The sequence below is a fragment of the Gordonia sp. LMA484 genome, assembly GCF_058129505.1.
Genome location: NZ_CM176700.1, coordinates 1,048,500 through 1,070,905, shown reverse-complemented (window position 1 = coordinate 1,070,905; position 22,406 = coordinate 1,048,500). Strand labels below are relative to the sequence as shown.

Annotated in this window: 24 protein-coding genes; 13 read left to right on the top strand and 11 right to left on the bottom strand. The window is 66.1% G+C overall.

Annotated elements, in window-relative coordinates:
* Nucleotides 1-215 precede the first annotated feature (215 nt).
* The 7 genes from rplO to AC4AMJ_RS04370 form a co-directional block, all read right to left on the bottom strand.
* Nucleotides 216-656: a 50S ribosomal protein L15 gene (rplO, locus tag AC4AMJ_RS04400; RefSeq protein WP_489896779.1), complete on the bottom strand. Its 441-nt coding sequence runs from the start codon at nucleotides 654-656 to the stop codon at nucleotides 216-218.
* Nucleotides 656-838 (bottom strand): 50S ribosomal protein L30, encoded by a 183-nt coding sequence (gene rpmD / locus AC4AMJ_RS04395; protein WP_489896780.1) that lies wholly within the window; start codon nucleotides 836-838, stop codon nucleotides 656-658. Before rpmD ends, rplO begins: the two co-directional genes overlap by 1 nt.
* Before the next feature lie 5 nt (nucleotides 839-843).
* Nucleotides 844-1,500, bottom strand: coding sequence for a 30S ribosomal protein S5 (gene rpsE, locus AC4AMJ_RS04390; RefSeq protein ID WP_489896781.1), 657 nt, complete (start codon nucleotides 1,498-1,500; stop codon nucleotides 844-846).
* A 46-nt stretch (nucleotides 1,501-1,546) separates the two neighbouring features.
* Entirely contained in the window at nucleotides 1,547-1,957 is a 411-nt protein-coding gene (rplR, locus tag AC4AMJ_RS04385; protein ID WP_489896782.1) for a 50S ribosomal protein L18, read from the bottom strand.
* Nucleotides 1,958-1,960: 3 nt separating this feature from the next.
* On the bottom strand, nucleotides 1,961-2,497 hold the full coding sequence (gene rplF / locus AC4AMJ_RS04380; protein WP_489896783.1) for a 50S ribosomal protein L6: 537 nt from the start codon (nucleotides 2,495-2,497) through the stop codon (nucleotides 1,961-1,963).
* A gap of 14 nt (nucleotides 2,498-2,511) precedes the next feature.
* Nucleotides 2,512-2,910, bottom strand: coding sequence for a 30S ribosomal protein S8 (gene rpsH, locus AC4AMJ_RS04375; RefSeq protein ID WP_489896784.1), 399 nt, complete (start codon nucleotides 2,908-2,910; stop codon nucleotides 2,512-2,514).
* Nucleotides 2,911-3,367: 457 nt separating this feature from the next.
* Entirely contained in the window at nucleotides 3,368-4,042 is a 675-nt protein-coding gene (locus tag AC4AMJ_RS04370; protein WP_489896785.1) for a hypothetical protein, read from the bottom strand.
* Between the two features lie 90 nt (nucleotides 4,043-4,132).
* Between AC4AMJ_RS04370 and AC4AMJ_RS04365 the strand changes: the two genes are divergently transcribed.
* From AC4AMJ_RS04365 to AC4AMJ_RS04305, 13 genes are all read left to right on the top strand, one after another.
* A complete protein-coding gene (locus AC4AMJ_RS04365; protein ID WP_489896786.1) occupies nucleotides 4,133-5,215 on the top strand; it encodes a PQQ-dependent sugar dehydrogenase in 1,083 nt (360 codons plus the stop codon).
* Nucleotides 5,216-5,244: 29 nt separating this feature from the next.
* Nucleotides 5,245-5,574, top strand: coding sequence for a cupin domain-containing protein (locus tag AC4AMJ_RS04360; RefSeq protein WP_489896787.1), 330 nt, complete (start codon nucleotides 5,245-5,247; stop codon nucleotides 5,572-5,574).
* A gap of 127 nt (nucleotides 5,575-5,701) precedes the next feature.
* Nucleotides 5,702-9,415 carry a nitrate reductase subunit alpha gene (locus tag AC4AMJ_RS04355; RefSeq protein ID WP_489917359.1) on the top strand — a complete coding sequence of 1,238 codons (3,714 nt, stop codon included), beginning with the start codon at nucleotides 5,702-5,704 and terminating at the stop codon, nucleotides 9,413-9,415.
* On the top strand, nucleotides 9,415-11,079 hold the full coding sequence (narH, locus tag AC4AMJ_RS04350) for a nitrate reductase subunit beta (RefSeq protein WP_489896788.1): 1,665 nt from the start codon (nucleotides 9,415-9,417) through the stop codon (nucleotides 11,077-11,079). The genes AC4AMJ_RS04355 and narH overlap by 1 nt, the downstream gene beginning before the upstream one ends.
* Nucleotides 11,076-11,723, top strand: a complete 648-nt coding sequence (gene narJ, locus AC4AMJ_RS04345; protein ID WP_489896789.1) for a nitrate reductase molybdenum cofactor assembly chaperone — start codon at nucleotides 11,076-11,078, stop codon at nucleotides 11,721-11,723. The genes narH and narJ overlap by 4 nt, the downstream gene beginning before the upstream one ends.
* Before the next feature lie 4 nt (nucleotides 11,724-11,727).
* Nucleotides 11,728-12,474, top strand: a complete 747-nt coding sequence (gene narI, locus AC4AMJ_RS04340) for a respiratory nitrate reductase subunit gamma (RefSeq protein ID WP_489896790.1) — start codon at nucleotides 11,728-11,730, stop codon at nucleotides 12,472-12,474.
* Nucleotides 12,471-13,691, top strand: coding sequence for a nitrate/nitrite transporter (locus AC4AMJ_RS04335; RefSeq protein ID WP_489896791.1), 1,221 nt, complete (start codon nucleotides 12,471-12,473; stop codon nucleotides 13,689-13,691). The genes narI and AC4AMJ_RS04335 overlap by 4 nt, the downstream gene beginning before the upstream one ends.
* A gap of 135 nt (nucleotides 13,692-13,826) precedes the next feature.
* Nucleotides 13,827-14,615 (top strand): hypothetical protein, encoded by a 789-nt coding sequence (locus tag AC4AMJ_RS04330; protein WP_489917358.1) that lies wholly within the window; start codon nucleotides 13,827-13,829, stop codon nucleotides 14,613-14,615.
* Nucleotides 14,576-14,839 (top strand): endonuclease domain-containing protein, encoded by a 264-nt coding sequence (locus AC4AMJ_RS04325; RefSeq protein ID WP_489917357.1) that lies wholly within the window; start codon nucleotides 14,576-14,578, stop codon nucleotides 14,837-14,839. Before AC4AMJ_RS04330 ends, AC4AMJ_RS04325 begins: the two co-directional genes overlap by 40 nt.
* A gap of 2 nt (nucleotides 14,840-14,841) precedes the next feature.
* Nucleotides 14,842-15,771: a hypothetical protein gene (locus AC4AMJ_RS04320; protein ID WP_489917356.1), complete on the top strand. Its 930-nt coding sequence runs from the start codon at nucleotides 14,842-14,844 to the stop codon at nucleotides 15,769-15,771.
* Entirely contained in the window at nucleotides 15,771-19,034 is a 3,264-nt protein-coding gene (locus AC4AMJ_RS04315) for a helicase HerA domain-containing protein (protein WP_489917355.1), read from the top strand. Before AC4AMJ_RS04320 ends, AC4AMJ_RS04315 begins: the two co-directional genes overlap by 1 nt.
* A 156-nt stretch (nucleotides 19,035-19,190) precedes the next feature.
* Complete coding sequence (locus tag AC4AMJ_RS04310) at nucleotides 19,191-19,808, top strand: DUF4262 domain-containing protein (RefSeq protein WP_489917354.1); 618 nt, start codon at nucleotides 19,191-19,193, stop codon at nucleotides 19,806-19,808.
* 160 nt (nucleotides 19,809-19,968) lie between these two features.
* Entirely contained in the window at nucleotides 19,969-20,424 is a 456-nt protein-coding gene (locus AC4AMJ_RS04305; protein ID WP_489917353.1) for an SRPBCC family protein, read from the top strand.
* A gap of 139 nt (nucleotides 20,425-20,563) precedes the next feature.
* Here the strand turns inward: AC4AMJ_RS04305 and AC4AMJ_RS04300 are convergent, their stop codons facing one another.
* From AC4AMJ_RS04300 to rplN, 4 genes are read right to left on the bottom strand one after another with little or no spacing between them, the layout of a single operon-like run.
* The gene (locus tag AC4AMJ_RS04300) at nucleotides 20,564-20,749 is read right to left on the bottom strand and encodes a type Z 30S ribosomal protein S14 (protein ID WP_006338055.1); all 186 of its coding nucleotides are present in this window, start codon (nucleotides 20,747-20,749) and stop codon (nucleotides 20,564-20,566) included.
* A 1-nt stretch (nucleotide 20,750) separates the two neighbouring features.
* A complete protein-coding gene (gene rplE, locus AC4AMJ_RS04295) occupies nucleotides 20,751-21,332 on the bottom strand; it encodes a 50S ribosomal protein L5 (protein ID WP_489896803.1) in 582 nt (193 codons plus the stop codon).
* Between the two features lies 1 nt (nucleotide 21,333).
* A complete protein-coding gene (gene rplX / locus AC4AMJ_RS04290) occupies nucleotides 21,334-21,651 on the bottom strand; it encodes a 50S ribosomal protein L24 (RefSeq protein ID WP_489896804.1) in 318 nt (105 codons plus the stop codon).
* Nucleotide 21,652: 1 nt separating this feature from the next.
* Complete coding sequence (gene rplN / locus AC4AMJ_RS04285; protein ID WP_004019493.1) at nucleotides 21,653-22,021, bottom strand: 50S ribosomal protein L14; 369 nt, start codon at nucleotides 22,019-22,021, stop codon at nucleotides 21,653-21,655.
* Nucleotides 22,022-22,406 lie beyond the last annotated feature (385 nt).

Sequence of the window (22,406 nt, the reverse complement as noted above, 5' to 3'; positions counted from 1 at the left end):
GATGGACTCGGACGTCCCCCACGTGCTCGGCAATCGACGTTGATCGAAGCGTCAAGACAACGCTTGAACTCTAACAGTCACGCCATCGGGCCTCGTCAGCGCGACGAGCTGATGTCCGGCTTGTCCTGTCCGGTGGCCGATGACAGACACCGATACCGCCGACGGGCCGGCAGCGTGAACGCAGCTGCCGGCCCGCGGCGGTACGGGCGAATCGATCAGAGTTCGGTCGCGCTGCCACCGGCAGCCGCGATCTTCTCCTTGGCCGAAGCCGTGAACTTGTCGGCGGTGACGTCGACCTTGACGCCGAGTTCGCCGTCGCCGAGCACCTTGACGAGCTGGTTCTTGCGAACCGCACCGGCTGCGACGAGCTCGTCGACGCCGATGGTGCCGCCCTGCGGGAACAGCTTGGCGATGTCGCCGACGTTGACGACCTGGTACTCGACCCGGTTGCGGTTGGTGAAGCCCTTCAGCTTCGGCAGCCGCATGTGGATCGGCATCTGGCCACCCTCGAAGGCGGCGGGCACGTTCTTGCGCGCCTTGGTGCCCTTGGTGCCGCGGCCGGCGGTCTTACCCTTGGAGCCCTCACCGCGACCCACGCGGGTCTTGTCGGTCTTCGCGCCCGGGGCGGGGCGAAGGTGATGGAGCTTGATGGTCATTACTTAACCTCTTCGACTGTCACGAGGTGCCGAACCACGTTGATGAGGCCGCGGTTGATCGGAGTGTCCTCGCGGATGACCTCCTTGCGGATGCCCTTCAGGCCGAGGGTCCGCAGGCTGTCACGCTGGTTCTTCTTGGTACCGATGGTGCCCTTGATCTGGGTGATCTTGAGTTCTGCCATGTCGATCAGACTCCTTGTCCGGCACGAGCACGCAGCATGCCCGCGGGAGCGACATCTTCGATCGGCAGACCACGACGTGCGGCGACCTCTTCGGGGCGCTGCAGCATCTTCAGCGCGGCAACGGTGGCGTGCACCACGTTGATCGCGTTGTCGCTGCCGAGGCTCTTGGCGAGCACGTCGTGCACGCCGGCGCACTCCAGCACGGCACGCACCGCGCCACCGGCGATGACACCGGTACCGGGGCTGGCCGGGCGGAGCATCACGACACCGGCCGCGGCCTCACCCTGGACGGGGTGGGTCACGGTGCCGGCGATCAGCGGCACGCGGAAGAAGTTCTTGCGAGCCTCTTCGACGCCCTTCTGGATGGCCGCGGGAACTTCCTTGGCCTTGCCGTAGCCGACACCGACCATGCCCTGTCCGTCGCCGACGACGACGAGAGCGGTGAAGGAGAACCGACGTCCACCCTTGACCACCTTGGACACACGGTTGATGGAGACCACGCGCTCGAGCTGATTGCGGTCCTCGCGGTCGCGGCCACCGCGGTCGTCGCGACGGCCACGGCCGCCGCGGCGGTCGCCGCCACGCTGTTCGTTACCCGCCGAGGCGGTGTTGTTGTCGTTTCCGGCGGGTCCGTTTCCGCCGTCACGCTGACGTCCGGGCATCAGAGGTTCCCTCCGGTCAAGTTGGTGAAGCTGGTGAAGATGGTCATCAGAAACTCAGGCCTCCCTCGCGGGCGGCGTCGGCGAGTGCCGCGATCCGGCCGTGGTAGTCCTTGCCACCGCGGTCGAACACGGCGGCCTCGACGCCGGCAGCCTTGGCGCGGGCGGCGATCAGCTCGCCGACCTTGCGGGCCTGCGCGGTCTTGTCGCCGCCGGCGGCACGCACGTCGGCCTCGATCGACGACGCGGCGGCCAGCGTGTTGCCGGCCAGGTCGTCGATGAGCTGCACGTGGATGTGACGCGAGCTGCGCTTGACCGCGAGACGTGGGCGCTCGGGGGTTCCGCTGACCTTCTTGCGCAGGCGGAAGTGACGGTTCGTGGTCGCGGTGCGACGACGGGTCGACACGTCCTTGCCGAGCGGCTTGCGGGCGGTCTTGGTCTTGGTTGCTGTATCACTCATGGCTTACTTACCCGTCTTTCCGACCTTGCGACGGATCTGCTCGCCTTCGTAGCGAATGCCCTTGCCCTTGTAGGGGTCAGGACGACGCAGGCGGCGGATGTTCGCCGAGATCTGGCCGACTTGCTGCTTGTCGATACCCGAGACCGAGAACTTGGTGGGCGACTCCACGGCGAAGGTGATGCCTGCGGGCGCCTCGATCGGCACGGGGTGGCTGTAGCCCAGGGCGAACTCGAGGTCGCTGCCCTTGGCCTGCACGCGGTAGCCGACACCGAAGATCTCCATCTTCGTGGTGTAGCCCTGCGTGACGCCGACGACGAGGTTGTTCACCAGCGACCGGCTCAGACCGTGCAGGGCACGGCTGCGGCGCTCGTCGTTCGGCCGGCTGACAACGATGGTGTTGTCTTCCTTGGCGATGGTGATCGGTTCCGACACGGTCAGGCCGAGCTCACCCTTGGGGCCCTTGACCTTCACGTTCTGGCCGTCGATCGTGACGTCGACGCCGGCCGGGATCTCGATGGGGTTCTTTCCGATACGCGACATGTTGTGAGCCTCCCCTACCAGACGTACGCGAGGACTTCGCCGCCCACGCCCTGGTTGGCTGCCTGGCGGTCGGTGAGCAGGCCGGATGACGTGGAGATGATCGCCACGCCGAGGCCGCCCAGGACCTTGGGCAGGTTGGTGGACTTTGCATACACCCGAAGACCCGGCTTCGAGACGCGGCGCAGACCTGCGATGCTGCGCTCACGGCTGGGGCCGTACTTCAGAGAGACGACGAGGTTCTTGCCGACCTCGGCATCCTCGGTGCGGTAGTCGGTGATGTAGCCCTCGCGCTTGAGGATCTCGGCGATGTTCACCTTGATCTTCGACGACGGGAGAGTCACCTCGTCATGGAACGCCGAGTTGGCGTTACGCAGACGTGTCAAGAAGTCTGCGATCGGGTCAGTCATGGTCATGGTTGACCGTCAACCTTTCTCGTGGCGGTTCCCATACAGCGCCGATCGCGGGAAACAATCCCTGACCTGCGGTGGGCCTTCCACGAAGTGGATAGTTGTGCATAAGGTTCTCGCCGCCGATGCCCTTGGCTTTTCACCGGCACCGGCGACTATTCAGTTGTGTCGATGAGCCGGCCCAAGGGCAGGCAACCGCTCAAGTGTAGAGAATTCGCTGGCCAGACCCAAATCGGTGCCGCCGAGGGCGCCCCAACCGCCGATCGAGCGGCCCGCGAGCGGCTCGAACTACTCAACCAACGACGGGGCCACCCCACCGGCGCAATGATCCCCAACTCAACCAGCGGCGGGGCCCACCCCCACCACGCAACCGCCGGCTCAACGGTCCCCCAACCAGCGACGGGACCACCCCAACCGCTGATCGAGTAGCCCGCGAGCCGCCAGGCGAGCGAGCGTATCGAGATCACCGCCGCCCCAGCTCGAAGTCATACCGTGACGTCGGGACGACGTCGAGGTGCCGGTCGGCACCGAACCGCGCCACACTCGCCAGCATCTCGGTCAGGCGGCGTTCGAGTTCGCGCTGGTCACCGCCACTGCCGTAGAAGGCGTGGACGTCGGAGACCGCGGCCATCGGGAACAGTTCCTCGACGATGGCGTCGACGTGAACAGGGTCGTCGGTGAGCGGCCGGTCGACGATGTTCTGGTAGTAGCCGAACGTCGCCTGGGTCTCGATGGCCACCGACGTGTGCTCGTCGAGCCACAACCGCAGCCACTCGACACGCTCGAGTTCCGTCGGCCGCCGGAGGAACGCCAGATTGGCCAGGGCGTCGACACGGGTGCCGTCACGCGGCAGGTCGGGATTCAGCGGCGCGCGTTCGGTCACCGCCCACGCGGCGACGCGTCCCACCCGTCGCGCCACTGCGTCGATGACCGGCTGCGGGTCGTCGGCCCAGAAACTCACCGCTCCGTCGATCGGTGGGTTCACCTCTCTGATCCGCATCGCGCCGGCGACCGGTTCGTCGCTGACGTTCACCTGCAGCCGCCCCACACCGGCTGCGGCGCAGGTCTCGAGAAACGTCTCCGACGTCAGCGTCGCCCTGTCCGCGCCCCACACCGCCACGATCACCTTGTCACCCACGCCGCGGACGGTAACCGGTCACACGGTGCGCCGTGTGGGAATCCCCGTCACCGCAGCGCACGAGCCGGGCAATTCCGGCACCATCGGGTCATGGACCGTCGACAGTTTCTGTCCGCGGGCGCGGTCGCCGGGCTTTCGGTCGTCGTCGCGGCCTGCGGAACCGACAACGCCACCACTCCGGCGTCGGACGCACCGACACGCGGCAGTGCGGCATCCGGCGGGAGGGCTCCCGCGGTGACCACGATCGCCGGTGGCCTCGATGTCCCCTGGGCCATCGCCTTCCTGCGCGACGCGAGCGCACTGGTCACCCAACGCGACGACGCCACGATCGTGCGCGTCTCCCCCGACGGCGCGGTGACGACGATCGGCGACGTATCCGGGGTCGCCCCACGCGGCGAGGGCGGCCTCCAGGGCCTCGCGGTGACACCGGACGAGTCCGCCGTGTACCTCTATTTCACCTCCGCAAGCGACAACCGCCTGGCCCGCGCCGACTTCGACGGCCGACGGATATCGGCGCCCCGACCGCTGCTCACCGGCCTCGACTCCGCCGTCAACCACAACGGCGGAGCAGTCGTAATCGGCCCAGACGGTGCGCTGTATGTCGCTGTCGGCGACGCTGCTCAACCCGATGTCGCGCAGGATACCGATTCGCTCAACGGGAAGATCCTCCGCCTGGATCGCGACGGTCGTGCGATGCCGGACAACCCGTTCGGCAACGAGGTGTGGTCCTACGGACATCGGAACGTCGAAGGCCTGGCATTCGACGCGGCCGGCCGCCTGTGGGCCACGGAGTTCGGCCTCGACGACTCCGACGAGCTGAACGTGATCCGCCGAGGCGGCAATTTTGGGTGGCCGATCGTCGAGGGAAACTCCGACGATCCCCGCTTCGTCGCGCCGATCACCACCTGGTCACCTCGGGAGGCCTCACCCGCGGGACTCGCCATCATCGGCAGCACCGCCTACGTCGCAGCACTGCGGGGACGGCGGCTGTGGCGGGTGCCCCTCGAGGGAGCGTCCGCACAACCGCCCGCCGATCTGTTCACCGGCGACTTCGGCCGGCTCCGCGCGGCCGCGGCCGCACCGGACGGGTCGCTCTGGATCAGCACCAGCAACACCGATGGACGGGGACAACCCGCCGATGGCGATGACCGAATCCTGCGAGTCGCGGTGTGAGCGACGGGTCGTGGTGCCAGAGTGAAACCATGGATGCCACACGCCTCCCAGAGCTCGTCGATCAACTGCTTTCCTCGGCACACTCCGCCCGCAGCGGCCGTGCGTCGCACACGCTCTTCGGCAGCGCCGACCACCGGCTGCGCCAGACCGTGATCGCGCTGGTAGCCGGCAACCGCCTGACCGATCACGAGAGCCCCGGCGAGTCGAGCCTCCAGGTCCTGCGCGGTCACGTGACCCTCAGCACGGCGACGGCGCAGTGGGAGGGCATGGACGGAGACCTCCTCGTGATCCCCCGGGAGCGGCATGGGCTTACCGCGCAGCATGATTCGGCAGTGCTGCTCACCGTGGTCACGGGTTGATCACCGCCGCAACACCTACCGAGACAAACCTCACACGCCACCACCTCCACTGTGAGCGGGCACGGTTCATCAACTGATTTCCGGCATTTCACCAATTGCCGCGGCGACGCTCGTATCGTTCCCGGGTATGAGCCGACCATCCGGTGTGGACGGTGAAGCGGCGAAGGCTCTGCTGGACCTCGGCAGATTCTTCACCCGGTGGGATGAGACCGATGACGGGCGCGCGGTATTCCGTCGCGGTGGGCGGACCGGCGACGTGTTCTATCGCGATCGCTGGAGCCACGACAAGATCGTGCGGTCCACCCACGGCGTGAATTGCACCGGGTCGTGCTCGTGGAAGGTGTACGTCAAGGACGGCATCATCACCTGGGAGACCCAGGAGACCGACTACCCGTCGGTCGGACCGGACCGACCCGAATACGAACCCCGCGGTTGCCCTCGGGGAGCGGCATTCTCCTGGTACACCTACTCACCCACCCGGGTGCGCTACCCGTATGCCCGGGGCGTTCTCATCGAGATGTTTCGGGAAGCGAGAGCACGCCTGGGCGACCCCGTCCTCGCCTGGGCCGACATCGTCGGCGACCCCATCCGACGGAAGTCCTATCAGCAGGCCCGCGGCAAGGGCGGTCTGATCCGGGTGTCCTGGGACGACGCCATCGAGATCGCCGCGGCCGCACACGTGCACACCATCAAGACCTATGGGCCCGACCGCTGCGCGGGCTTCTCCCCGATCCCCGCCATGTCGATGGTCTCGCACTGCATCGGAACACGATTCATCCAGCTGATCGGTGGGGTGATGACGTCGTTCTACGACTGGTACGCCGATCTGCCCGTGGCGAGCCCCCAGGTCTTCGGCGACCAGACCGACGTCCCCGAGTCCGGCGACTGGTGGGATGCCACGTATCTGATGATGTGGGGCTCCAACGTCCCGGTCACCCGCACCCCCGACGCCCATTGGATGGCCGAGGTGCGCTACCGCGGCACCAAGGTGGTGACGGTCAGCCCGGATTACGCCGACAACACCAAGTTCGCGGACGAATGGCTGCCGGCGCAGGCCGGTACCGACGCCGCACTCGCCATGGCGATGGGTCACGTGATCCTCACGGAGTTCTTCGTCTCCACACGTACCCCGTTCTTCGACGACTATGTCCGCACGTACACCGACCTCCCGTTCCTGATCCATCTCGACGAGCACACCGACGAGCACGGCACCGGCCACGTGCCCGGAAAGTTCCTGACCGCCGACGAGATCGCAGACGGCGAGAGCATCGACGATGACGTATGGAAAACGGTGCTGCTCGACGAGGCCACGGGCCAACCGGTGGTACCCAACGGTTCCATGGGATTCCGCTATGCCGAGGGGGGCGTCGGCCGCTGGAATCTGGATCTCGGCGGTGTCATACCGGCGTTGACGCTGTACGAAGACGCGGCCGAGACGACGACGGTGCGCTTCCCGGCCTTCGACGCACCCGACGGCAGCGGCACCGTGCTGCGCCGCGGTGTGCCCACCCGCCGGGTCGGCGGCCACCTGGTCACCACGGTCTTCGACCTGATGCTCGCCCAGTATGGGGTTCGGCGCGACGGGCTGCCCGGCGACTGGCCCAGCGGCTACGACGATGTCAGTACGCCGTACACCCCGGCCTGGCAAGCGGAGATCACGAGTGTCCCCGCTGACGCCGCCATCCGCATCGCCCGCGAGTTCGCCTCCAACGCAGCCGAATCCGAGGGCCGCTCGATGATCATCATGGGAGCCGGGATCTGCCAGTGGTTCCACGGCGACGCCACCTACCGGTCGATCCTCTCGCTGTTGATCCTCACCGGATGTATGGGCCGCAACGGCGGCGGATGGGCGCACTATGTCGGACAGGAGAAATGCCGTCCGATCACCGGTTGGATCTCGCTGGCCAACGCCCTGGACTGGACCCGGCCGCCGCGAACCATGACCGGGACGTCGTACTGGTACATGCACACCGACCAATGGCGCAATGACGGGTATTCGACTGCGTCGCTCGCCTCCCCGCTGTCACGCGGCATCCTCGACCACCAGCACACCGCCGACGCGATCGCCCAGTCGGCGCGACTCGGCTGGATGCCGTTCTATCCGCAATTCTCCACCAACCCGCTCGACGTCGCCGACGCCGCCCGGTCCGCCGTCGACGACGGCCGCGCCGACACGGTCGGCGACTACGTGGCAGCGCAATTGAAGTCGGGGTCGTTGGTGCCTGCCATCAGCGACGTCGACGCGCCCGAGAACTGGCCGCGGACGCTGGTGCTGTGGCGCTCCAATCTGATGGGCTCGTCGGCGAAGGGCAACGAGTACTTCCTGCGTCATTTGCTGGGCACCCACCACAACGTGCTCGGCACCGAGGCGGCCGACACCCCGCGACCACGCGATGTCGCCTGGCGCGAGACCGCTCCCGAGGGCAAGCTCGATCTGCTCATGTCCGCGGATTTTCGGATGACCTCGACGACCCTGCTATCCGACGTGGTATTCCCGGCCGCCACTTGGTACGAGAAGTACGATCTGTCGTCGACCGACATGCATCCGTTCGTGCACGCCTTCTCGCCGGCCATCGACCCGCCATGGGAGGCCAAGACCGATTTCGACATGTTCGGTTTGCTCGCGCAGAAGCTGTCCGCACTCGCCCGGACCCATCTCGGGGTTCGTCGTGACCTGGTCAGTGTGCCACTGCAACACGACACGCCCGGTGAGACCGCCCAACCGCACGGCAGGGTGGCCGATTGGTGGCAGTCCGACATCGCTGCCCGGCCTGGCCGCAACATGCCGGTGTTCACCGTCGTCGAACGCGATTACACGGCGATCGCCGACAAGCTCGCCACGATCGGTCCGCTCGCCGACTCGCAGGGCTTCACCGTCAAGAACGTCACCTACGATCTGGACGAACCGATCCGGTTGCTCGGCGAGGCGAACGGGGTGATGCTCGGCGGTGCGGGAGACGGCCGCCCCGCGATCGACACCGACTCGAAACTGGCCGAGGCGATCCTCGCGCTCTCCGGGACCACCAACGGCGAACTCGCGGTGCAAGGTTTCCGCAAGCTGCAGCAACGGGTGGGCTTCGTGCTCGACGACCTCGCACGCGGCTCCGAGGAGAAACGAATCCGATTCGCGGACACCCAGCAGGCACCCGTGCCGGTCATCACGTCGCCGGAGTGGTCGGGCTCGGAGACCGGCGGTCGCCGCTATGCTCCGTTCACGGTGAACATCGAGCGGCTCAAGCCGTTTCACACACTCACCGGACGGATGCACTTCTATCTCGACCACGACTGGATGATCGACATCGGGGAATCGTTGCCGATCTACCGGCCCCCACTGGACATGCACCGCTTGTTCGGGGAACCCGAACTCGGCTCAGACGGTTCGCGCGCGATCACTGTCCGCTACCTGACGCCGCACTCGAAATGGTCGATCCACTCGGAGTACCAGGACAATCTGTTCATGCTCTCGCTGTCCCGCGGTGGGCCGACGGCATGGCTGAGCCCCGACGACGCGGCATCGATCGACGTCGCCGACAACGACTGGATCGAATGCGTGAACGCCAACGGGGTGCTCGTGTGTCGCGCGATCGTGAGTCATCGCATGCCGGCAGGTGTCTGCTATGTCCACCACGCACAGGAACGGACCATCGACGTGCCCAAGTCCGAGACGACCGGACGTCGCGGCGGCATCCACAATTCGGCCACCCGGCTACTCGTGAAGCCGAGCCACATGATCGGCGGATACGCCCAGCTGTCCTACGCCTTCAACTATCTGGGGCCGGCCGGAAATCAGCGCGACATCGTCGCCACCATCCGCAAACGTAGTCAGGAGGTGACGTACTGATGCGCGTGATGGCCCAGATGGGCATGGTCATGAATCTCGACAAATGCATCGGGTGCCATACCTGCTCGGTCACCTGCAAACAGGCGTGGACCAATCGCGCGGGCACCGAATACGTCTGGTTCAACAATGTCGAAACCCGACCTGGACAAGGCTATCCGCGACGCCACGAGGACCAGGAACAGTGGCGCGGTGGGTGGCACCTGAACAAGCGCGGCAAGTTGCGACTGCGCACCGGCGGGCGGCTGCAGAAACTGTTGACACTCTTCGCCTCCCCGGTCCAGCCGACCCTCGACGACTACTACGAGCCATGGACCTACGACTACCAGACCCTCGTCGACGCACCGCTGGGCGACGACTTTCCCGTCGCGCGGCCCAAGTCGCTCATCACCGGCAAGGACACCAAGGTCACCTGGTCGGCAAATTGGGACGACAATCTCGGCGGCGCGCCCGAAATGGGTGAACTCGACCCGATAGTCGCGAAACTCCGACGGGAGTCCGAGGAAGCGATCAAGTTCAGCTTCGAACAGACCTTCATGTTCTACCTGCCCCGGATCTGTGAGCACTGCCTGAACCCGTCGTGCATGGCCTCATGCCCGTCGGGGGCGATCTACAAGCGCGCCGAGGACGGCATCGTGCTCGTCGACCAGGATCGCTGCCGCGGCTGGCGGCAGTGCATCACCGGATGCCCCTACAAGAAGATCTATTTCAACCACAAGTCGGGCAAGGCCGAGAAGTGCACGTTCTGTTACCCGCGCGTCGAGGTGGGCCTCCCCACGGTGTGTTCGGAAACCTGCGTGGGACGGTTGCGCTACCTCGGTCTGTTCCTCTACGACGCCGACGCGGTGACCGAAGCAGCCTCGGTCCCCGATGAACACGATCTCTACCAGGCGCAACTCGACCTGATTCTCGATCCTGACGACGCCGAGGTGATCAGCGCGGCACGGGCCCAGGGAATCCCCGACGACTGGCTCGACGCCGCCCGCCGGTCCCCGGTGTACGCGCTGGCCAAGACCTACCGAGTCGCGCTGCCGCTGCATCCGGAATACCGCACCATGCCGATGGTCTGGTACGTCCCACCGCTGTCGCCCATCGTGGACCTGCTGTCCGATCAGGGACACGACGGGGAGAGTCACCGAAATCTGTTCGGTGCCATCGATTCCCTGCGCATACCGGTGAGCTACCTCGCCGAACTGTTCACCGCCGGTGACACCGCGGTGGTCGACGGTGTCCTGCGCAAGCTCGCCGCCATGCGGGCCTACATGCGTGATGTGACCCTCGGTCGTGAGCTCGACGCATCGATACCTGCCTCGGTGGGGATGTCCGAGGAAGAGCTCTACAAGATGTATCGGCTGATGGCGATTGCGAAGTACGACGAGCGCTACGTCATCCCCACCGCACACCTCGAACAGGCCCACGATCTCGAGGAACTGGGTTGCTCGTTGGACTACGACGACGGGCCCGGCATGTTCGACTCGTCGGCATTCGGCGAGGCCAGCGGCAAACCTGCGCCGGTCTCGGTGGAGACGTTCCACGCCCTACGCCAACGCCAGACCTCCGATACCGCAGCGGGTTCGGACAGTCTCGCGGGCCGCACCAATCTGCTGAACTGGGACGGCAATGGCGTGCCGGACGGCCTGTTCCCGCACCGATCGGAACGCCGATGAGGTGGGGCCGCGGTCACCCACCGGATGCTGCGGTCATCCGCCAGGTCGCGTCGGTGTGCCTGAGCTACCCCGACGACGACGTGCTCGCAATGGCGCCACTGCTGGAGGCCGCACTCTGCGAACAACCGGGGAACGAAACGGTCACCGCTCTAGGTGAATTCGTCGGCCACCTCCGACTTGGCGTCCCGGAGGTGTTGCGGCAGAACTACGTCGACCTCTTCGACCTGTCCCGCAAGCACACCCTCTACCTCTCCTACTGGACCGCCGGCGACACCCGGCGACGTGGTGAGATCCTCACTCGCTTCAAACAGTGTTATCGCGACGGCGGTTATGTCGTGGACCTGCGGGGCGAGTTGCCCGATCACCTCCCGATCGTGCTCGAGTTCGCCGCGCGCGTGGATCCCGTCGCCGGATCCGAACTGCTGCAGGAGTTCCGCCCGGCACTTGAACTGCTCCGGCTGTCGCTGGTCGAGGTGGAGTCGTCGTATGCCGCTGTGCTGGAGGCCGTCTGCTCGACCCTCCCAGGCACATCCCCCGCCGACCGCAACGCCGTGCTGGCCATGCGAGACACCCCCACGCCGGTGGAGACGGTCGGACTCGAGCCGTTCGACCCCCGATTGTTGCCGATCGCAGAGGCGAGGTGATCTCGTGGACGTCGTGCTGTGGGGAGTGCTGCCGTACATCACCCTGTTGCTCGTGATCGGCGGCACCATCTGGCGATACCGCTATGACAAGTTCGGCTGGACCACGCGGTCGTCGGAACTCTACGAGTCCCGGCTGCTGCGAATCGGCAGCCCACTGTTCCATTTCGGCATCTTGGTCGTGATCATAGGGCACGCAATGGGATTGGTGATCCCGGAGTCGTGGACCGAGACCCTCGGCATATCCGAGGACATGTACCACTTCACCGCTGCCTTCTTCGGTATCATCGCCGGCATCGCCACTCTCGGCGGCCTCGTGATCCTCATCTACCGGCGGCGCACCTCCGGGCCGGTGTTCATGGCCACCACGACGAACGACAAGGTGATGTACCTGGTGCTGACCGCCGCCCTGGTACTCGGCGTCTACATCACCCTCATCGGTACCGTTCCCGATGCCGAGGGCGTGAACTACCGCGAGACCGTGTCCCCGTGGTTCCGCTCGATCTTCTACTTCCGGCCCGACATCGACGCGATGAGCGAAGCGCCCTTGCGGTTCCACATCCACGTGCTGGTCGGGATGCTCGTCTTCGCGATGGTTCCGTTCACCCGCCTCGTACACGCGTTCACTGCGCCGGTTCACTATCTGTTCCGGCCCTACATCGTCTATCGAAGCCGGGACGTCGCGAACACTCCCGGTAGCCGTTCGTCCCGGCCCGGTTGGGCTCCCGTCGGAACAGAGGACCGAAAGCGATGACCACCGCCACATCCAACCCGGCCGTCCTGCGCACCGGCCAGACTCGCAACCTCGTCCTCGCCACCCTCGCCTTCTGTATCAGCTTCTGGGCGTGGAACATCATTGCGCCCCTGGGCGTCCGCTACTCCGAGGTCCTCGGCCTCTCGTCCACTCAGAAGTCGGTCCTGGTGGCCATCCCGATCGTGGTCGGTTCGGTCGGTCGAATCCTGACCGGTGCACTCACCGACCGTTACGGCGGACGACTCATGTTCCCGATCCTGCTGATCGCAACGGCTCCGTTCGTCGTGTTGGTCGCGGTGGCAGGCGAACTCGAGTCGTACCCGATGATGCTCGTCGTCGGGTTCTTCCTCGGCATCTCCGGTACCACCTTCGCTGTGGGCATCCCGTTCGTGAACGCGTGGTACGAGTCATCCAAACGAGGCTTCGCCACCGGAGTGTTCGGCGCCGGCATGGGCGGCACCGCACTGTCGGCGTTCTTCACCCCTCGTTTCGTCAGCTGGTTCGGCTATGTCACGACACACGTGATCATCGCGGTCGCGCTTGTCGTGGTGGCCGTCATCGTATGGATGTTCATGCATGACTCACCCGCCTGGCGGCCGAACCGCGCCGCGGTCACACCCAAGTTGGTCGCCGCCGCCAAGTTGCCGATCACCTGGCAGATGTCGTTCCTGTATGCGGCCACCTTCGGTGGGTTCGTCGCGTTCTCGACCTATCTGCCGACGTTCCTCAAGGATGTCTACGATTTCGACCTGCAGGCCGCCGGCACCCGCACCGCGGGGTTCGCGGTCGCCGCGGTCATCGCGCGCCCGGTCGGCGGAGTGCTCTCCGACCGCTTCGGTCCCCGGCTGATCACCTTCATCTCGTGTGCGGGTGCCGCAGTGCTGGCGCTCTGGATGATCACCCAACCGCCCCTGGAGATCCCCGCCGGGATCAACTTCGTGCTGATGGCCGCGTGCATGGGACTCGGCTCGGGTTCGGTGTTCACCTGGGTGGCCCAGGCAGCCCCGGTCGAACGTGTGGGGTCGGTGACCGGCGTCGTCGGTGCCTGTGGCGGCCTCGGCGGCTTCTTCCCGCCGATGGTGATGGGTGCGACCTACGACGCCGAGGACCACAGCTACACGATCGGACTGGCATTGCTGGCGGTGTTCGCGACCGGCGCGGCTCTGTTCACCCTGTTCGGGATCAAGAAACGACCTGTTCAGGATCAGCCGGTGTAGGTCGTTCATTCCCTTACCTGCCGCGCCCGTACCGATCGCGGCCACTTCATCGAGCCGCCGTCGGCGCCAACGGATATATTTCTCAGCGATGAACGCCGCTCCCACGCCATCGGTTCTGCTGACGGCAGGCACCGGGTGACCCGCCACCGATCCGAGTGGCTCACCGGAGCACAGCGCCCGGGCCGCGTGCTGCGACTGGTCGACGTCTGCCGTGCCGATATCGACGCGATGGTCGCCGAGATCGCCGACGACCGACCGGTGATACTCACCTATTGCGGGTCGGCGCCGGCCTCCTCGCGTGCGGTGGTCGGCGAGATTCTCGACGAGCTCGAGCAGATCGTCATCGCACTCGCACCGGCGTGGTTGGGCGGCGACGAACCGCTGGCTCGCACCATCGACGTCGACGACGCCGAGATGCGCGCACGCGCGTTGTGCGCTGCCGGCGCCGACTACCGCCCATTCGTCATCGACCTGGCCCGCGCCGCAGCGACCGGGACCGCGCTGCCGGCCGGAACCGCACCCGAGACGCGGGCCCGAGGACTGACTCGGCTTCTCCGGCGCGCATACGCTCGTGAATCGGTGGTCCTCGCGGTGACCGTGCCAGCCGACCTCGACGGCGCCGCGCAATCCGTGGTGGCCACGGCGGTCGGGTGGATCGCCGAACACGGCGACGTCACCGTCTGGCTGCCCGCCGACGCACGCACCCGGCGGTCGCCGAACCGAGACCCGAGCCCCCCGCGGCGATCACGATCAGCCGATGCGAGGGCATGCCCGCACCACACAGCGACGCCGAGCAGGCGCTCGAGCGAGCGCTGGACCGGCATGCCTGGGCGGTCGAACGACGATGGAATCGTCGCATCCACGAACTCGATCCGATGCTCCCGATGGCGATCGCCGACATCCATTGGCCCGATGAGCGGGTGATCGTCGAGGTCGACGGCGACGATCATCGGCAGCCCGCGAAGTACGCGGCCGACCGCGCGCGTGACAACATGCTTCAGCGGCACGGATATCTCGTACTCCGCTACACCAACACGCAGGTTCTCGCGGATGTCGGTGTGGTTGTCGACGAGATCCACGACGCACTCGCCGAACGAGCCACGTCCGGCACCCGCCCGATCCCGGCCACCACATCGAGGAGCCACTGACGTTGGAACACGTATCGCTCACGCCATCGCAGAGTGCGGTGCTGTTCGTCCTCATGTCGCAGGCACGCGACGTCGCAAACCCGGAACTCAAGGCACTCGCGCCCGAGTTGACGAAGCAGAGTCGTGACAAACTCAACCGGCTCGGTCTCATCGAGTCGGTCAAGGGCCCACGCAACAGCTTCGTGCACTCCCTCACCGACGACGGGTGGGCCTGGTGCGCAAGAGAACTCATGTCCGCTCCACCCAAGGGTGCGCAACCACCCATTCGCGCGCTGTACACGGTCATGGCGGGACTCGGGCGCTACCTGGATGCAGAAGACCTGCGACTGTACGAGGTGTTCCGCCCGCCAACCGAACCGGCGCCGGCCGCGCAACCGTCCGGCGACGGAATCGAGAAGCGCATCAGGGACGCCTACGCAGATCTGGCCTCTCGACCCGGTTCATGGGTCGCGCTGAGGAAACTACGCGCGGCTCTCGGCGACGTGGACCCGACAGTTCTCGACGAAGCACTCGTCGAGATCCAGCGACAACCCGGGGTGAGCCTCATCCCGCAGGAGGACCGCAGCCTGCTCACCGACGCCGACCGGTCCACGGCAGTCCGCGTCGGCAGCCAACCGTGCCATCTCTTCGCGATCGAAGAATCGGCCGTTCTCCACACATCGAACGGCGGGCCCGCCGATCCCCGCTCCCTGAGCGACAATTCCGGCCCCCGCTCCCTGGGCAACAACTCCGCCATCCCCTCGCGGAGCGAGCCCGTCAGCCTCCGCTCCCCGCAGAGCGAACCCGCGACCCCGCGCTCCGTGAGGAGCGAGCCCGTCACCCCCCGCTCCCCGCGGAACGAGCCCGTCACCCCCCGCTCCCTGAGGAGCGAGCCCGTCACCCCCCGCTCCCTGAGGAGCGAGCCTGCGAGCGTCACGAAGGGCCGATACTGATGGACGAACGCACCCGAGGCGCCCTGGAATCGATCCGGCTGGATTGGGCGGCGACCCCCGACGACGTGTGGGGAGCCCAGGCGCCGCTTCATGTTCCCGGGCTTCACGAATCGACCGTCCAGGACATCATGCGCGCCTTCGACGACGCGCAGCGCAGCGCGGCGGCCAGTCCCCTCGGTGTCGCCGTCCGCGGCCCTGCCGGGGCCGGCAAAACCCACCTGCTGGGTCAGGTACGTGAACGCGTCCAAACCGGCGGCGGCTACTTCTTTCTCGTCAAGCTGCTCGACGGCGAGGACTTCTGGCGGTCGGTCCTGGTCGCGATGCTCGAGGATCTCAGCCGACCGACCCCCACCCACCGATCCCAGTTGGCGCAGCTGCTGTACCGACTCGGCGCCGACACCGGAGTCGAGGCCACCGATCTGGCGGCGGTGACCGGCGAGGAAGAGGTCACCCCGGAGATCCTCGACCGGTTCGTGACGGCGGTCTACCGGAAACACTCGCGGCACCGTCGGCGGTCGCAGCACATTCTGCGGGCACTGGTGTTGACCGAGGCGGATGATTTCGCGACCAAGGACCTCGGCGAGGCCTTCCTGCATCTCGACGTCGACGACGGCGAGGAGTTGGCTGTGTGGGGCATTCGCAATGCGCGCCTCGGATACCAGGAGATCGTCGAGAACATCTCTCGGATAATCGCTTTCGACAACGCCGCGGTACTGGCGATCGACCAGCTCGACACACTCATCGAGGCGGCGAAATCGGAGAATCGGCATGATGCGAACGCGGTCGAGAAGGTCGCGCACGGTTTGATGTCGATCCGGGAGACGATGAGCCGGACGACGGCGGTGGTCTCGTGCATCACGGCCGCGTGGGAGTACTTGGAGAGCAATGTGATGGCGTCGGCGATGGATCGGTTCCGTCAGCCCCCGACGCTCCAGCGCCCCGCCTCGGCCGACTTCGGCGCGACGTTGCTGGCCAAACGTTTCGCCCCCTGCTTCGACGAAGCCGGTTTCATCCCGCCATATCCCACGTGGCCGGTGACCGGTCAGGCCCTGAGCGCATCCGTCGACTTCACGCCCCGGGAACTCATGCGCACGGCGGACCGACACATCGGCGCATGCCTCCGTGCCGATGTGTTCGCCGAGATGACGTCGTTGCGCACGGACCAGCACGTCACGACGGTGTCAGCCACCGACGACAAACCCGAACTCGCCCAACTCGATCGGCGGTTCGCCGAATTGGTGGCCGCCGCCGACCCGACGTCGGCGCTGACCCCCGAGGACGAGGACCGGGTCGTCCCGCCGCTGCTGCACGCCGGATTCGCATCGTGGATCGAGGCGCTCGCCGACGACGGCACGGCTTTCCAGCAGGACCCCAAGCCCGGGCCCAAGGCCGTTCTGCACGCACGCATACGGCGCACCCTCGATCCGGAGACCGACGCCGAACAGTCGTGGAGTTTTCGGGCACTCTCGGCGGCCCACTACCGGTCCGTGCAGGCGCGACTCGCCAACGCGACGACCGCAGCCGGGCTGTCCCTCGGCACGGTCGCGCGCACACTCGTCGTCCTGCGACGCGACCCGTGGCCGTCGGGCACGAAGACCGAGGAGATGGTGGCCGAACTCCACGAACGTGGCGGCATCGTCGTCGCCTGGACCGACGACGACATCCGAATCCTATCCGCACTGGCCCAGATACGTTCGGAGCGTTCCGAATTCCTCACCGAGTGGATCGCCCATCGCAATCCGGCGGCGAACGTCGGCTTCATCAAGGAGGTCCTCGAACCGGTCGTCGACGAGATGGCTCCCGAGGCGCCCACTGTCGATACCACACCGCCGCCGGCCCGCCAGACGTCGCGCCAGGAGACCACGCGACCCCGCCCCACACCGGACTCTGCGCCCGGCCTGGACCGCTATTCGGTTCCGGCGCTCAGTGAGATCGCGACGAACGTCGTGCTGGGCGAGTTCAGCCCCTCGATCGCACGAGGGCCGATCGTACGAGCGCCATCAGCCGCGGTGGGCACCGATTCGGCCGGCACGATGTCGATCCCACTCGGTGTCGTCAGCGGGTCCAAGCGACCGGTCGGCGTCGCGCTCGAAGCGCTCCGCAAGCACACCGCGATTTTCGCGGGATCGGGCTCGGGCAAGACCGTGCTGATCCGTCGGATCATCGAAGAGTGTGCGTTACAGGGCGTTTCGTCGATCGTGCTCGATGTCAACAATGACCTCGCCCGACTCGGCACACCATGGCCGGACAATACCCGCCAGTGGCACGGCGAGGACGAGCACAAGGCCGATGCCTATCTCGCCAGGACCGAGGTCGTCGTGTTCACCCCCGGCCGCAGCAACGGCAGGCCGCTGAGCTTCCGGCCGTTGCCCGACTTCGCCGACGTCCTCGACGACGCCGACGAGTTCAACGCCGCGGTCGAATCGGCGGCGGCCGGTCTGACCCCTCGGGCGATGGTCGAGGGCAAGACCGCCAAGTCGGTGCAGTCCCGCGCCGTTCTCCTGGATGCACTCCGACATTTCGGCAGGCACGGAGGTACGTCGATCGGCGATTTCATCGAGTTGCTGTCCGACCTACCGGACGAGGTCAGCGATCTGATGAACGCGCGTAAGTTCGCCGGGGAGATCGCGGAAAACCTCAAGGCGGCCCAGGCAAACGATCCGCTCTTCGGCGGTGACCCGACCGCGGCCGATCCGGGGGTGCTGCTCACGCCCTCGCCGGGTTTCCGTGCGCGGGTGTCGGTGATCAACTTGGGCGCCCTCGGTAACGAGGACAAGCGGAACAACTTCGTCAACGAGCTGCAGATGGCCCTGTTCGCCTGGATCAAGCGCCATCCCGCCGGTGATCGCCCCCTCGGGGGCCTGTTCGTCATGGACGAGGCGCAGAACTTCGCGCCGGCGAACCGCACCACACCATGCACCCAGAGCACCCTCGCCCTGGCCTCACAGGCCCGCAAGTATGGACTCGGACTGATCTTCGCCACGCAGGCTCCGAAAGGGCTGGACAACAAGATCCCCGGCAATGCGGCGACCCAGTTCTACGGGCTTCTGCACAGCCCGGCGCAGATCACGGCGGCCCAGGACATCGCCCGCGCCAAGAACAGCTCCATTCCCGATATCGGCCGCCTGCCGACCGGTGTGTTCTACACCGCGCTCGACGGCGGCGACTTCGCGAAGACCCAGACACCGCTGTGCCTGTCGTATCACCCGAAGAGCCCGCCGACCGAAGAGGAGGTCATGGCGATCGCACGCCAGGCTCGGTGACCGACAGCGCGGTCCGAGCACCTCGAGCAGCGCAACAGTGCGCCAGGCATGACGACGTCCTCCTGTGGACCGTCGCCGGCGACTGCCGACAGGTGCGCGCAACCTGTCAGACCTCGATGCTCTACTGGGTGGCACCTTCGAACAAAGGAGCGAATCATGTCGGACCATGCCGCCGCGATCCGGGGTCTTCGACGATGGCACCCGGACCCGCTCGTACACGACACCATCAACCGGATCCGCGCCTGCGGATGGGCGGTGACCGCGGTCAGTGGTGTCTGCGAGGTCTGCGCCCGCGAGCCGGACGGCTGTCAGACGCCCGCTTGTTCCTTCGCCTACACCTCGGGCCTCGTCCTACACGACATTCCCGAACTCGCCGTCTACGGCCTCGACGCCTGGACCAGTCGGGAAGTGCTCAACGAACTCGGCGACATCTTCCACACCCACGACTGGCGTGACACCATCGACCGCGGGGTCGCCATCGAGCTCAGTTCCCTGAGCGTCCCGGTCCGCCTGATCGAGATGATCGACAAGGACGATCTGATCATCACCAACGAGCTGTTCCCGGATGCTGCTGCCCTGCAAGCTGTCTGGCCGGATGAGAGCGGCTTGTTCCCGTGGGACGAGGGATATTCGCTCGGCATCCTGGATCAGGAGATCAAGGGCATCGAGGGAACCGGCGCGGGGCGGGTGCGAGGGCCGCGGGTGATCACGGGCAGAGCCGGCCCGAATCGCGCTCAACGTCGGGCCGCGGCGAGGTGTCGACGAATCCCTTAGCGAGACAAAGGAATTAGTTGTCGAGGGGGTAGATACCCACTACCCGCGAGCGTACGCTTGAAGCCGCGCAATCGTCACAGCAGAGCTCGTGTCGCCAATCGCTTAGCGGTCGCCGGCACGTCGATAATCATCCAGGCACCCACATCCAAAGGGGTTCACCATGCCTGAAGCAAGCGCCAGCGTCACCGTCAATCGCCCTCTCGACACCGTCTGGCAGTACTGCCTCTCCCCCGACCATGTCTCGGCATTCACTCCCGGAACGATCGAGATTCGATCGTTGTCCGAAGGTCCGCTCGCCGTCGGCACCCAATGGGCCGGCAAGACCCGATTCCTCGGACGAACCATGGAGTGGCGTGGGGAGTTCACCAGGGTCGACGTCGACAAGATGTCGGAGTTCAAGACCATCGAGTCTCCGTTCGCCTTCACCACCTGGACCGAGTTCGAGGACACCCCCGACGGTGTCCGATTCACGTATCGGATCGAATCGGAGACCGGTTTGGGCAAGGTGTTCGGGCGGATGGCCGATGCGGTCGTCAGCCGCTCCTATCAGAAGTCCCTCGCGGCGAGCCTCGAGAGCCTGCCGGATCTGATCGACGAGTGGGAGGCCAATCGCTGACGCCAAACGCCGAACGGCCCCACCTCCGGCATGGAGGTGGGGCCGTTCGGTCAAACCCGCTTGATCTGTGGCGAGAATCCGCGTGTCGCGCGGACTACTGCCACAAGATCGGGAGGGAAGTCAGCCGGATCGAGCTAGCTCACCAGCTGGACTTCTGCACGCCCGGGAGCTCGCCGGCGTGTGCCATCTCGCGCAGGCACACACGGCACAGGCCGAACTTGCGGAACACCGAGTGCGGGCGACCGCACTTGTTGCACCGGGTGTAGCCCCGCACGGCGAACTTGGGCTTCTTGTTGGCCTTGTTGACCAGAGCCTTCTTTGCCATGTCAGTTGTCCTTCACGGAGTTGTCTTTGAACGGGAAGCCCAGGTGGCGCAGCAGCGCGCGGCCTTCCTCGTCGGTGGTGGCCGAGGTGACGACGGTGATGTCCATACCCCGCGGCCGGTCGATCTTGTCGATGTTGATCTCGTGGAACATCGACTGCTCGTTCAGACCGAAGGTGTAGTTGCCGTTGCCGTCGAACTGGCGGTCCGACAGTCCGCGGAAGTCGCGGATACGGGGAAGCGCGATGGACACGAGGCGGTCCAGGAACTCCCACATACGGTCGCCGCGCAACGTGGCGCGGGCACCGATCGGCATGCCCTCACGCAGCTTGAACTGCGCGATGGACTTGCGGGCGCGACGGATCTCCGGACGCTGACCGGTGATCAGTGCGAGGTCCTCGACCGCGCCGTTGATCAGCTTTGCGTCGCGGGCCGCGTCGCCCACACCCATGTTCACGACAACCTTGACGACGCCCGGGATCTGCATGACGTTGTCGTAGCTGAATTCTTTGTTGAGCTCGGCCTTGATCTCCTCGCGGTAGCGAGTCTTCAGGCGGGGCACAACTTTGGTCTCGGTGCTGGTCATGTCAGATGTCCTTCCCGTTTTTGCGGGAAATCCGGACCTTCTTGCCGGTCTCCTCGTCCACGCGGTAGCCCACGCGTGTCGGGTTTCCGTCGGAGTCCACGACCATCACGTTCGACACGTGGATCGAGGCTTCCTGGGTCACGATGCCGCCGGAGGCAGCCCCGCGCTCGTTCGCCGAGGCAGCGGTGTGCTTCTTGATTCGGTTCACGCCCTCGACCAGGACACGCTGCTCCTTCGGGAAGGCCTGGATGACCTTGCCCTTGGCGCCCTTGTCCTTGCCCGAGATGACGATCACGGTGTCACCCTTGTGCACCTTCATGTCAGATCACCTCCGGTGCCAGCGACACGATCTTCATGAACTTCTTCTCACGCAGCTCACGGCCGACCGGGCCGAAGATGCGGGTACCACGGGGGTCGCTCTCACCCTTGAGGATGACGGCGGCGTTCTCGTCGAAACGGATGTAGCTTCCGTCCGCACGACGGCGCTCCTTGGTGGTGCGCACGATGACCGCCTTGACGACCTCACCCTTTTTGACGTTGCCGCCCGGGATGGCGTCTTTGACAGTGGCGACGATCACGTCACCAATGCCGGCGTAGCGCCGCGAGGAACCGCCCAACACGCGGATGCAGAGGATTTCCTTCGCACCGGTGTTGTCGGCGACCCGCAGGCGAGATTCCTGCTGAATCACTCGTCAATCTCCTTGACCTGGATGTTGATGTCCGCCGGATTGCCGACCCGACGCACACGGTCTGTCGCCCACCGGACACGCGCCTGCCTGGGGTTTTGCGCTGACGCAGACGTCAGTGCGGCCATCCCAGTGGGTTCGCGAACCGAATTGCGGCACGTCAATGCCGCAGGCAACCCCACAAGTGTAGGGGAAACCGCAGGTCGGAACCAAATCCGTGCGGTACGCGGCGCTCGTCCAGGGTAGCGCCCCCGGGATCGGGGGTTCTGTCGGCGCGATTCCGGGTTCCGTCGGCGCACTCGTGGGTTCTGTCGGCGCGATTCCGGGTTCTGTCGGCGCGGTCGGGGGTTCTGTCGGCGCGGTCGGGGGTTCTGTCGGCGCGGTCGGG

Coding starts and splice junctions, on each gene's coding strand:
- rplO (WP_489896779.1), bottom strand. CDS start 656: ATGACCATCAAGCTCCATCACCTTCGCCCCGCCCCGGGCGCGAAGACC.
- AC4AMJ_RS04300 (WP_006338055.1), bottom strand. CDS start 20,749: ATGGCAAAGAAGGCTCTGGTCAACAAGGCCAACAAGAAGCCCAAGTTC.
- rplE (WP_489896803.1), bottom strand. CDS start 21,332: ATGACCAGCACCGAGACCAAAGTTGTGCCCCGCCTGAAGACTCGCTAC.
- rplX (WP_489896804.1), bottom strand. CDS start 21,651: ATGAAGGTGCACAAGGGTGACACCGTGATCGTCATCTCGGGCAAGGAC.
- rpmD (WP_489896780.1), bottom strand. CDS start 838: ATGGCAGAACTCAAGATCACCCAGATCAAGGGCACCATCGGTACCAAG.
- AC4AMJ_RS04310 (WP_489917354.1), top strand. CDS start 19,191: ATGTCGGACCATGCCGCCGCGATCCGGGGTCTTCGACGATGGCACCCG.
- rplF (WP_489896783.1), bottom strand. CDS start 2,497: ATGTCGCGTATCGGAAAGAACCCCATCGAGATCCCGGCCGGCGTCGAC.
- AC4AMJ_RS04305 (WP_489917353.1), top strand. CDS start 19,969: ATGCCTGAAGCAAGCGCCAGCGTCACCGTCAATCGCCCTCTCGACACC.
- AC4AMJ_RS04365 (WP_489896786.1), top strand. CDS start 4,133: ATGGACCGTCGACAGTTTCTGTCCGCGGGCGCGGTCGCCGGGCTTTCG.
- narJ (WP_489896789.1), top strand. CDS start 11,076: ATGAGGTGGGGCCGCGGTCACCCACCGGATGCTGCGGTCATCCGCCAG.
- AC4AMJ_RS04315 (WP_489917355.1), top strand. CDS start 15,771: ATGGACGAACGCACCCGAGGCGCCCTGGAATCGATCCGGCTGGATTGG.
- AC4AMJ_RS04325 (WP_489917357.1), top strand. CDS start 14,576: ATGGCGATCGCCGACATCCATTGGCCCGATGAGCGGGTGATCGTCGAG.
- rplR (WP_489896782.1), bottom strand. CDS start 1,957: ATGAGTGATACAGCAACCAAGACCAAGACCGCCCGCAAGCCGCTCGGC.
- rpsH (WP_489896784.1), bottom strand. CDS start 2,910: ATGACCATGACTGACCCGATCGCAGACTTCTTGACACGTCTGCGTAAC.
- AC4AMJ_RS04335 (WP_489896791.1), top strand. CDS start 12,471: ATGACCACCGCCACATCCAACCCGGCCGTCCTGCGCACCGGCCAGACT.
- narH (WP_489896788.1), top strand. CDS start 9,415: ATGCGCGTGATGGCCCAGATGGGCATGGTCATGAATCTCGACAAATGC.
- rpsE (WP_489896781.1), bottom strand. CDS start 1,500: ATGCCCGGACGTCAGCGTGACGGCGGAAACGGACCCGCCGGAAACGAC.
- AC4AMJ_RS04360 (WP_489896787.1), top strand. CDS start 5,245: ATGGATGCCACACGCCTCCCAGAGCTCGTCGATCAACTGCTTTCCTCG.
- AC4AMJ_RS04355 (WP_489917359.1), top strand. CDS start 5,702: ATGAGCCGACCATCCGGTGTGGACGGTGAAGCGGCGAAGGCTCTGCTG.